Origin of the sequence: Ileibacterium valens (assembly GCF_001945525.1) — a bacterium.
Taxonomy (GTDB): domain Bacteria; phylum Bacillota_I; class Bacilli_A; order Erysipelotrichales; family Erysipelotrichaceae; genus Ileibacterium; species Ileibacterium valens.
The window spans coordinates 1-11109 of sequence record NZ_MPJW01000166.1 but is presented as its reverse complement, the minus strand read 5'-3'; the positions used below and the strand labels follow the sequence as shown (position 1 = coordinate 11109).

The 11109-nt window shown below is 38.2% G+C and carries 8 protein-coding genes; 4 read left to right on the top strand and 4 right to left on the bottom strand.

Features of this window, described 5'->3' with window-relative positions; translation table 11 throughout:
• Positions 1-112 precede the first annotated feature (112 nt).
• From BO222_RS08555 to BO222_RS08540, 4 genes are all read right to left on the bottom strand, one after another.
• Complete coding sequence (locus tag BO222_RS08555) at positions 113-1723, bottom strand: type I restriction-modification system subunit M (RefSeq protein WP_075820176.1); 1611 nt, start codon at positions 1721-1723, stop codon at positions 113-115.
• 171 nt (positions 1724-1894) lie between these two features.
• On the bottom strand, positions 1895-3139 hold the full coding sequence (locus tag BO222_RS08550; RefSeq protein WP_075820174.1) for a restriction endonuclease subunit S: 1245 nt from the start codon (positions 3137-3139) through the stop codon (positions 1895-1897).
• A gap of 9 nt (positions 3140-3148) precedes the next feature.
• A complete protein-coding gene (locus BO222_RS08545) occupies positions 3149-6337 on the bottom strand; it encodes a type I restriction endonuclease subunit R (RefSeq protein WP_075820172.1) in 3189 nt (1062 codons plus the stop codon).
• The gene (locus BO222_RS08540; RefSeq protein WP_083647758.1) at positions 6318-6890 is read right to left on the bottom strand and encodes a restriction endonuclease subunit S; all 573 of its coding nucleotides are present in this window, start codon (positions 6888-6890) and stop codon (positions 6318-6320) included. The genes BO222_RS08545 and BO222_RS08540 overlap by 20 nt, the downstream gene beginning before the upstream one ends.
• 347 nt (positions 6891-7237) lie before the next feature.
• On the opposite strand from BO222_RS08540, the gene BO222_RS08535 reads away from it, so the two are divergent.
• The 4 genes from BO222_RS08535 to BO222_RS08515 form a co-directional block, all read left to right on the top strand.
• Positions 7238-7798: a hypothetical protein gene (locus BO222_RS08535; RefSeq protein ID WP_075820170.1), complete on the top strand. Its 561-nt coding sequence runs from the start codon at positions 7238-7240 to the stop codon at positions 7796-7798.
• A 491-nt stretch (positions 7799-8289) separates the two neighbouring features.
• A complete protein-coding gene (locus BO222_RS08525; protein ID WP_075820166.1) occupies positions 8290-9369 on the top strand; it encodes a HigA family addiction module antitoxin in 1080 nt (359 codons plus the stop codon).
• Between the two features lie 263 nt (positions 9370-9632).
• Entirely contained in the window at positions 9633-9959 is a 327-nt protein-coding gene (locus BO222_RS08520) for an ATP-binding protein (protein WP_075820164.1), read from the top strand.
• A 372-nt stretch (positions 9960-10331) separates the two neighbouring features.
• A partial coding sequence (locus BO222_RS08515) for an IS110 family transposase (RefSeq protein WP_075820162.1) occupies positions 10332-11109 on the top strand: 778 nt, incomplete at its 3' end.

Genomic DNA, 11109 nt, shown 5'->3' with positions numbered 1-11109 from the left:
AAGCCCCTTCGGGGTCCTGTGGACCCTGGACAGAACAGACCAGGCATGTAGTGTTTGAATCAGGCAGTGAACTGGTCCAGTAAACTAACGGCTGTAAAACTACTTACACAGTTTAGTTGACAGATCCAATGATCCCAAGGCTAATGAGGTCTTCATTAATAACCTCATTCAGTTCTTCAATTTCCTTATCAATTTCATGAAGAGACTTCAATACTTCCTGGATATCAATCTCTTCCTCCTCTTCAGAAGTATCTACGTATCTAGGAATATTTAGATTATAATCGTTTTCCTGAACTTCTTTAAGAGATACTACATGGGCGTATTTCTCAATATCTTTTCGTTCTTCATAAGCTTTAACAATACGATCGATATCTTCCTCAGTCAAAACATTCTTGTTTTTAGCTTTTTTAAAGTATTGGCTTGCATCAATGAAAAGAATGTCTTTTGATGGTTTATTCTTTTTGAGAATCATTATAATTGTTGGAATGCTTGTTCCGTAGAAAAGGTTGGCTGGTAACCCGATTACTGTATCAATATGATTCTTTTCAATCAGAGTTTTTCTGATTACTCCTTCAGCTGCTCCTCTGAACAGAACCCCATGAGGCAATACAATCGCCATTACTCCATCACTGTTCAAGTGATATAACCCATCCAATAAGAACGCCATATCAGCTTTTGTCTTAGGAGCAAGTTTTCCATAATCCTTAAAACGAGGATCTTTCATCATGGATTCTTCTGCATCCCAATGAGCCGAATAAGGAGGATTGGCTACAACTGCATCAAAGCTTCTTGGACGATCGATGCCAAAAGCATCCGGGCCGTCAGGCCAATCCCCTTTGAGGGTATCATTATTTCTCAGAGTCATGTCTTTATAGTCCACATCATGCATAATCAGATTCATTCTGGCTAGGTTGTATGTAGTCGTGTTGAGTTCCTGACCATAGTACTTAATAACTCCAGGATTCTGATCTCCATTTAGAGCATGACCTACTGTCAGCAATAATGATCCAGATCCACAGGCAGGGTCAAAAACAGAAAAGTCCTGATCTGCTTCTTTCTTCACTCCATTTGTAACGATCCTTGCCATAATTTGAGAAACCTCATGAGGAGTATAGAATTCTCCTCCCTTTTTTCCAGCATTCGCCGCAAATTGTCCGATCAGATATTCATAGATATGTCCCAGAACATCTTTATCAGATTTCTCTTCAAAGTTGATTGTATTAACAAGCTCTACAATTCTTCCAAGGGATTTAGCACGTTCTATCGTTGAATTTCCAAGTCTTGAATCCCCCAGATTCATATCCGCAAAGATTCCACGAAAATCCTGCTCTGCATCCTTATTCATTTTTGTGCTTTCATTGAAGCTGTCAAAAATATCCTGATAGTCTGAAGGAATAATCTTACCTTCCTGGATCTTTTGAATCAGTACTGGCCAAGTATAGTCAGGCTTGATCATGTAGCCTAAGGCTGCTGTAATATCCTCTTCGTATTCTTTATAGTTTTCTGGATCATCCATGATCTCTAAAAAAGCTTCTGTAAAAGTTTGTCCAGGTTCAATTTCGATCAGATCCTGAGAAGTTAAGTATTTCTCCTGTTTATCTGACAAAAACATGTAGAACATAAAACCTAAAATATAGTTTTTATATTCCGAAGCATCCATAGCTCCGCGAAGCTTATTTGCCATTTCCCAAAGTGTCGATTCAATATTTGTAATTTTTTCCATATTTGATTATTATTCTTAAATTCCTTTCTTTAAATTGCCAGATAAATTTAGTCTTGTTTATTTGGCAAAACAATCTGCATTTGATTATGCATATTAGAAACGCTGATTTAGTCGCAATAACATCTACTTCAACGATTTAATTAGTCTTTTTTAATTTGATATTTAGTCCGATTAAACAAACATCTGTTGCAGTAAGGCTTTCTTCAGCTTTTTAAGTTCTTCAGTCTTACGATGATGAAGGGTAATGAGAGAATCTATCATTGAAAACATGTAGCCTATACAATCCATCTCAGATAAAGATGGTTTAAATATCAATGTCTTCATCAGACTGTTCTTATTTAGATTTCCAATAGCTCCATTTCCTCCTGCTGTCGATTTTGCAATAAACCTTGAATACCAGGGAGCGCTCAACAGAGCATTAACGAAGTCTGGATATTCTGTCTTACCGACAAACATGAATCCTCCTGGGACAGTAGTTTCTGGCTTAACCCCTTTAATTAAAGCATGTTTACCAACTAACTTAGATGAGCCATTGGCGGCAGTAATCAAAATATCACCGTCTTCAGAAAAGGGTATATTAACCACCCGAGGATCAACAAATACATCATCATATGCGAGGATAAAGCTGTCTCCAACTATATTCGATGATCTAAGGACTCTAATCCCGTCTTCACGAATATCTTCTGGTTTGTAGGTTAGACCACGTTCGAGTCTAATCAGACAAGTGAGTTCACGCTGTTCCCAAGTGTTAGTAAAATTCGGGAATCTGACTTCTGGAACAGATTCTCCATCTTTCGGGAACATTTTTTGCAGTAGTCCTTTTTTTAATTTTTGGAGTTCTTCTTCCTTTCGCTGATGAAGGGTTATACGATAATCAGTTTGGTCTAAAAAGGTACTGATTATTTCTTGTTCATTTAATGAAGATGGAGTAGCTATTGGCATATCAAAAAAACTCTTGTCTTTAATTGCAAATCGATCCGCTCTGGCTCCGGTATCACCATTCAAATACATATACGAATACCATCGACTAGTTTTAAAGTATTGTTCAAGGAATGCTAGATCAACTCCTGAAGGTGAAAACACCGTATATAAAGGAGACATAATGCCTTGCCTACCTAGTTTATTTCTACTAATTGGTCCGCATGGAGCACTACTAGAAATTCTAGGGTTGTAGACAAAATCATCAATATTTACAACGTAATAACTAGAAATGTTCTCTTGATTAGCAATATCTTTATCAAAAAAATCTCGTTGGCTGACTATTCCATGTTCAGCAGAATTGGTGAAAGTTTCTGTAATAGCTTTATTGGTATTCTTCACAATACACTTCTTCGATATATTTCCCAACTTACGATGTTCCCAAGGTTCAGTAAAACCAGGAAATCTTAGTTTTGGTTCTAGTTTATCTTTTTCCATTCTTGCTCCTTACTCAGAAACCATTTTGTCAGCAAGATCGGTTAATGATCGTCTGAGTTCGTTTCTGTATTTGATTCGAGTTAAGGCTCTTACTTTGTCACTTACTGCTTTTTCCTTATATTGTTGCTGTCCTTCTCTTAACAGATTTGTCAGTCGGTTGGCTTCATCAAGATCCTGTTCTCCAAAGACGTGATTAGCAGTCATTCGATTTAGTGAAGCAGCTGAAATAATGTCCTGTAGACCCCATTCCTGAATAAATTTTTCAAAGATGTTTTCTCTTACTGTCTGCTCAGCCTGTTTGATGACTTCCTCGCTGCTTTTTAACTTATATGGGTAATGGAATTTAGATCCAACTCTTGGAAACTGTCTACTTACAATCGCGTCGGCTGTTGAATGAATACTTCTGGCATATCTTCTGTCATCCAGAGAGTTGGCAAACTTTCTGATATTGGTTTCTGTTGTTTTTGCATTTTCCATTTCGTTTTCATGGATCTGATTCAGCAAGTTTTCCAGCTGTTCTGTCAGATAGTCGTAATTTACGATGACATCTTTGATATGAATGACTCGAAGATCCAGATCAGATACAGGAATTCCAGTTTTCTTACCAATAAATTCTTTTATTTCATGAGTTAGAACTGTTTCCAGTTGCTCCTGTTCATCCAGATTCATCCCTAATGCAGCAATCATCCGTTCTGGAAAATCCGGATTATATCCTCCATATTTACTCTCTGAATCTTCCGGATATTGCTTAAGCATAGCAATTCCCTTGTTATAGTCTGTTAATAAATCTGCAAATCTGTATTTTTCATTCTCTGAATAAGGAAGGTGATTGAAGTTTGCGGTCAGTTCTCTCATCTCACCCACGATTTCCTGGACATCCCTGACAACGTCATCAAATTTTTTGGCAATAACCTTATTGCCAACATTCGCTTCTTCCTGTTCTGATGGAGTTAAATTCTTGAATGAACTGTCTGTATAAATAGCCAGAGCTTCATTCATCAGTTTTTCATTCTGTTTAGGCCAGCGGTAATTAATGATATGTCCAAAGGGCTTATCAAACTTATCGTGAATTCGGTTTGTTCTTGAATACGCCTGGACCAGGCTGGCTCCTTTTAAAGTACGATCGACATACAGAGTATTCAGCTCAGGAGCATCAGTTCCCGTCAGAAACTGATCGACTACAATTAACAGATCAAGAGGTTCCCCTTCTCGGTTAATCTTTTTCAGTCTGTCTTCAACATCATTTTTGTACTCTTCTACTGAATCCAGACCAAAACTTGTTCCGAACTCTTTGTTATAGTGATCGATCACTCTGGATAGAGCCTGGTTGGTCTTTAACATGTTTTCACCATTGGTTGAATCCATGGAAAAGGATACTGTCACCTTCAAAGTTGGTTTTCCAAGTTTTCGATTTTCTTCGTTTACTCTTTGAAACTCATCATAATACATCATAGCCATCGGAATACTTGGCCTATTTCCTCCGACATGAGTTGTAAGTATGGCATTGTATTTTCCATCCACTGACCGATTTCTCCAGTTTTTGAAGATATCGGCAACTACCGCTTTTACATGGGCTGGATTATTGTCGTAGAAGCTGGCATTAAGATTATCGTCAATGTCATCTTCCGTAATGTTATTGATCTTTTCTTCGATCTGCTCTTCAGTCCAGTCAGGATTCTGTCGGCGATAGAAATCAGGAAGATATTTATTCCGAACAGTTTCTTCTTCAATGGTTGTTTTAAAATCGACATTAAAACCGAGAACATTGTGATCAGCAATCGCATTTCGAATCGTATAATCATGAATGCATTTACCAAAGATGTCTGCAGTTTTGAGTTTTCCTTTGGAATCATCAAATAGCGGTGTTCCTGTATAACCTAGCCAGGAAGAGCGCTTGAATTTTTTCTGAATCTCTCGGAATACTTCTCCGCCAGTCGATCGATGAGCTTCATCCACAATAAATAGAATTCTTTTGTCAGGAGCTGTAAAATTTTTCTTTCTTACTAGCCGTTGAAGCTTCTGAACAGACGTAATCACAATGTCGTTTGAATTCGATTTCAGATTCTTAATCAGTTCACGGGTATTTGCAGTATCTGCAATACTGGAAAAGTCTTGGTCACCATTAGAATATTCAGGATCATAAGCTCTGTAGTTTTCAAGAGTCTGTCTGGTCAGATTTTTTCGGTCTACGACAAATACAACCTTGTCGACTGTAGGAAGGTTACTGGCCTGCCAAGCCGTCTTGAAACTGGTGATAGTTTTTCCAGAACCCGTTATATGCCAGATGAAACCAAGCTTATTTAAGAGCAGATCCGGATCTCTGTTCTTAATCGCCTGAATTGCATTTTCGGTGGCATATACCTGGTAAGGCCTCATTACTTTAAGCATTTCCTTGTTGGGTGTTCCATCAAGAATCATATAATTGGTCGCCAGATTATGAGCTGCAGGAATTGAAAGGACTGTATCAGTGAATTCTTCCCAGTTTCGGACAATGGTAGAGTCATTCTTTCTTTGCCAATGGAAGGAAAACTCCTTATTAAATCGATCTGCAGTTGTATTTGCCATATATTTTGTGTTGTGAGGAGTCATTCCAACCAGAATCTGCAGTGTAGAGAAAATGTCTCCGTATTGAGCTTCTGTAATATACTGATGCATTTGATTGAGTGCTTCATTGGCATCATGGGTGTCTTTTTTCAACTCGATCTGAATGATAGGCAGTCCATTTATCAGAAGAGTCACATCAAATCTTCGGTTTGGCTTTCCAGGAAGTATGGCTGGTTTTTGGATCTGGTTAACTACCTGATAGACTGTATCTCCGGCCCCAATCTGAGACTGATCAAATACTGTTAAATAGACATGCCTGCCATCATCCATGTCGACTTCTATCTGAGAAACACCATTCATTCCATAAAGAAACTGTCCTGCCTGAAATGGGGTATTCAAATCAGTAATCTGTTTTTTGACCTGTGCAAATTCAGCAGGTGACAAAGGTCCATCAAGGGATTTACTGTTGTGCTGCTCGAGAATACTTTTGAAGTTTTGCCAGAGCTGCTCGGTTGTTTTAATCGATGGTTCATATTTCCATAGACGGGTTTTGATTACTCTTCCACTCTGATCTTCAGGCAAAGAAATCGTTCCTGTAGTCAGTTTTTCAATGAACTCATTTTCAAATTCCAGCTCACTTTTTGACTTGATCATTCATATTCGCCTCCTTTAACACTTGAAGTAAAGCAAACTGTTCCAAATCGGCTTTTCTTTCCTGCAGGTATCTTCTCTTCTTTACCGAAAAGTAGAGATCTCCAATCAGCTTCTGTCTTTTGATTGATGGAAGTGGTGGAAGTTTTAACCTTTCCAGCAAAGATACATTTATTCGATTCACTGAGATTCCAGCTTCACTCATGATCTGCTTTCTGACTTTTGAATCTTCATTCAGTAAATAGACAAGATAGCCGGGATCCAGGTCACCAGAATCGGGTTTAATTCTGACAAAATTTTGCGTAAGGATATATCCATCCCTTTCTTTCTGAACAATAGCTGCCGTATTGGACGTCAATGAAAAGACCACATCTCCTTCGTTGAGGGTTTTTACCTCAAAGCTTGTCACCACACTCTTGGTATCGGTCTTGTCGTCATGCATTCTCGCGAGATCTCGATCAAGATCTTCTCTGGAATAGTAAAAATACCTTTTTGCTTTTGGGGAAGAATCTTCAGTAATCCTCGCCTGCATGGTTCCACTTTCTACTAATAACAAAATATTTCTCCTTTCTTTTGTGATTATTGATTATTACAATAATCTTAATGAAACTTATAATCAGAGTATAAAACCGCTTTCAGCATTCGTCAACAGAAAGTCCTTATTTTATTTTGTAATAATCCATTATTACAATATATTAAGTTTAATCTCTACCTCCTTGTGGTGCAGTTATATACATCTGCTTCAGATGTATTTCTTCTGGTTTTTGGTATCAGTCCATCACCAGCCTCTCGTCCCAGATTGGATTCAGTCATAAAAAGCAGTGTGCAACTTATTCAAGCTTACAATTTCAATAAATTTCTCGACTGTTTGATTTGCACTATTATCATTTTGGAGGAGTTTTTATGGTTATTAATTTGTTGCTGATGATCGTCCTGATCTGGTTTGTAATACATAATTTCATTAAGGCGAAAAAATTTGTTTCATTTAACAACTGGCATGATTATTTTGTCCCCATTTACTCAATCGTTTTGTTTTTGGTCACAATGAAATGGGATACGACAAACGTAACAATATTTCTTATACTGCTTCCGGTTGCTTTGGTCACCGGTTATCTGGAAACTAAAGGAGTCGAACTGAAAAAAGAAAATTCGAAAAAGAAAGATAAGATCGTTGAAGAAATAAAAATCAAACGAGGAAGTCCCTATGCATTTGGATGGTTATTCACCTTTGCTCTGGGCATCCTGATTCATTGCTGGTTTTCAAGAGATATGATTTTAAATATGTTTACCGAAGCCATCTGGGACAACATCATTGAAGAGATCAATCCCCTGGCACTCTTTACCACCAATCATACCTGGTATATCTGGTTTCTGAGTGGAGTTTCTTCACTGACATTTATCATGACGATTCGAATTGCTATAACGAGAATGATTCGAAAGAAACGAACAAAAGAAGAAATTTAATCCTGATCCAAGTTCTATTTCGTTCTACTTACAGATGATCTGGTTCGAAAAGAGCAGACAGATAAAACTGTCTGCTCTTTTTTGAGCAAATCTTATCATATTGAATAATCAAACCAACATATCTATATACATGGATTAATTTTTACGATATTATAATTACGTAAGAGGTAATCGGCTAAATAGATATTAAATTTAAGACTAAGAAGTTGGAGAAGATCTGTTCATCCTATTCAAATCTGAAAAAAGAATTTGGAGAAAAAACAGCAAATAAATTAAGTCAACGTTTATCGGAAATTAGAGCTGCCTCCTCTCTTCAATTCTTATTGGACAACAGAATTGGAAGATGCCACTCCTTAAGTAACAACCGGACTGGACAGTATGCAATGGATTTGGTTCATCCTTATAGACTTATATTTACTGATTCACCTCCCGATTCAGCTATAATAATCGAGATTGTCGATTACCACTAATAAAAGAAAGGCCGTGGTTCCATGGAGAATAGTAAAACCTACCTGGCTGTTCCTCCAGGAGAAACTTTGAAGGAACTAATTGAAGACAGAGGAATGACTCAAAAGGAGCTTGCCGATAGACTCGACGTATCCCCTAAACACGTTAGTGAATTAATTAACGGAAAAGTAGGGCTCACCGAAAAAATAGCATTAAAATTAGAAAGTGTTTTGGGTGTGTCCTCTGACTTCTGGATAAATCTTGAAGAAAACTATCGAAAAACATTAGAGCTGGTCCGAGAGGAAAACGAAATGGATGAAGATTTAAAACTACTCAGCAAGTTTCCTGTCAGTGATCTGCAAAAATTAGGCTGGATTCCAAAAGAAAAGAATTTAGTTGAAAAAGTGAGAGTACTAAGAAAGTTTTTTCATGTCGCACAACTAACACTGATTGATAAAGATTCTATTGCACCTTGTATTGCTTTTCGCAAACTGCTCGCAACTGATAAAAGTGATATCTGTGCACTATGCTGGCTTCAAAAGGCTAAAGATATAGCTTATGAGCAAACCAAGGTTCAAACAATAGCCGATATGGATTTACATGGCCTACGTTCAGCCTTGAATGAAATCAGAAAGTTTAGTATGAAATCATCAAAGAGTCTTCCGGAACAACTAAAAGAATTTCTTGCTAATTACGGTATTATTCTTGTGCTTCTTCCGTCCTTTCCCGGTTCCGGCATACATGGAGCCAGTTTTGTATGGAAAAACAAAATAGTAATTGCTTTATCAGATCGAAATAAAGATGCTGATAGATTCTGGTTCAGTCTGTTCCATGAAATTGGACATATTCTGAATGGTGATGTATGGAGAGATTCTGCTTGTTTTTCTGAGGAGTTAGAGCAAGCAGCTAATCAATTTGCACGTAATTGCCTGATTAAGCCAGAAGAATACAAGATGTTTCTGGAAAATCCAGCCTCTATGAACGAAAATTATATTCTCGACTTTGCAAATAAGCTTGGTATAACTCCCGGAATACTCGTTGGGCGTTTGCAATTTGATAACGAAATTCCATTTAATAAAATGAACCAGCTTAAAAATAAAATAAACTTTACCCACGATGATTAAGGCTGTACGAAACTTCACGCAATTTTTTGCGTAAGTTTCGTACCATTTTTTTATGAGATGCGCTTTACAAAAGGCGAATGAGAGCGTCAAACCGAGCCTTTTGAAACCAGTCTGAAGAACTGACATGATAACCGTGAAGTTTTATCCACGGAGGTTACCATTGGAAATTCCGGACTTGAAAAAACACTATTCTGGACATCGAGCATCACCTTTCCAATTTTTGGAGCAACAGTATTCCGGAGCTGGCGACAACAGTTTCCAATTTGATTAGCGACACTTTCCAGAATTTGAGACAACACTTTTCCGGACTAAATGACCATAAACCATTCGACTTTTTAGTCAAGATAAAAGGCCTAATCCAATACAATGTTGGCTTAGCCCTTTCTTTATTATTCATTTCTCAGTTTCCAGTTTGTGATTGGTATGAATTGTTTAAAGATAACACCTTCGCAGATGCTTGTCTGGATCGACTGACCGGTGGAGCCCATAGACTTGAATTTTTAGGTGAAAGTTATCGAAAGAAAAAGAATGAAAAGCAGAAAAACGAACCCGCTAAAGCGGGGGAAACAAATCGCAGCGAGCTACGATAAATTCGCTCACTCAGGATCAAGAAGATTTTTTTCTTCCTCTCCCTCGCTCGCGCTCAATCATCGCACTTCATCCACTCTGAAGTAACAGCTGTCCTCGTCGCTTTGCTCCTGCGGGATCTGTTGCTTCCTCCTGGACTCAGAGCGATTCAATTGTTGCGAGCGATGGTGATGGAAGAAAAAAAACATCTCCAGTTCTTGATTTATCCCATCTCGGCAAGCCGAGAAGAAAGCCCGATTGAAAAAGTTCAATCTGGCTTTTAATAATTTTAGATAATATGAAAGGCCCCCCAGAAGCCAATTCGTGGATTTAGATGGATACTTAGGGTGTATTCAAAAGTAAACGTCATTACCACATGACTTAGGAGGACCTATATGGCAAGCTTACTTTTTATCGGATGCGATGTCCACAGTAAAACAATCAGTTTAGATACTTTCGATCGAGATTCTAATACACATAGTCACCAGACAAAAATTAATAATGATCCACGATTGATCTGGAAGTATGCCAAGAAAATCGAATCTGAAGTTGAACCTGGAACTCAACTCGTTTTCGGTTACGAAGCTGGGTGTCTTGGATTTTCTTTCCATGAAAGAATTACGAAAATGGGCTTTGAATGCCGGATTATGGCGCCAACGACAATCCGTCTGGCTCAGACAGACCGCGTTCGCAAAACGGATCGCAGAGATGCAAAATCTCTGGCTGAAGCATTAGCCTATGACACCTATAGATCTGTTTATGTTCCTACTCAGGAAGATCAGGAAGTTCGCTCATTTATTCGTCTTCGTGAAGATACTCAGGAAACCATTAAGAAGTTCAAACAGCGGATTAATGCCTTTATGTTGAAACTTGGCTACACCTTTGATGAGGGAAAGACCAAGTGGACTATAAAACACAGAGATTGGCTTAAATCCCTGGAGCTGTCTCCAATGAATCGCGAGGTGCTCGACGAGTATCTCATTACTCTTGAGGAGCTTGAGACCAAAATTGCTCGAAATGATGAGCGAATCACCGAAATGTCCAAACAGGAAAATTACAATGAACTGGCTAGTTCCCTTTCGTGCTTCAAAGGAGTAACCAGGCCCATCGCTATGCGGATCATTACTGAAATTGGAGATTTTAATCGCTTTGCAACAGCTGGAGAATTTGCCT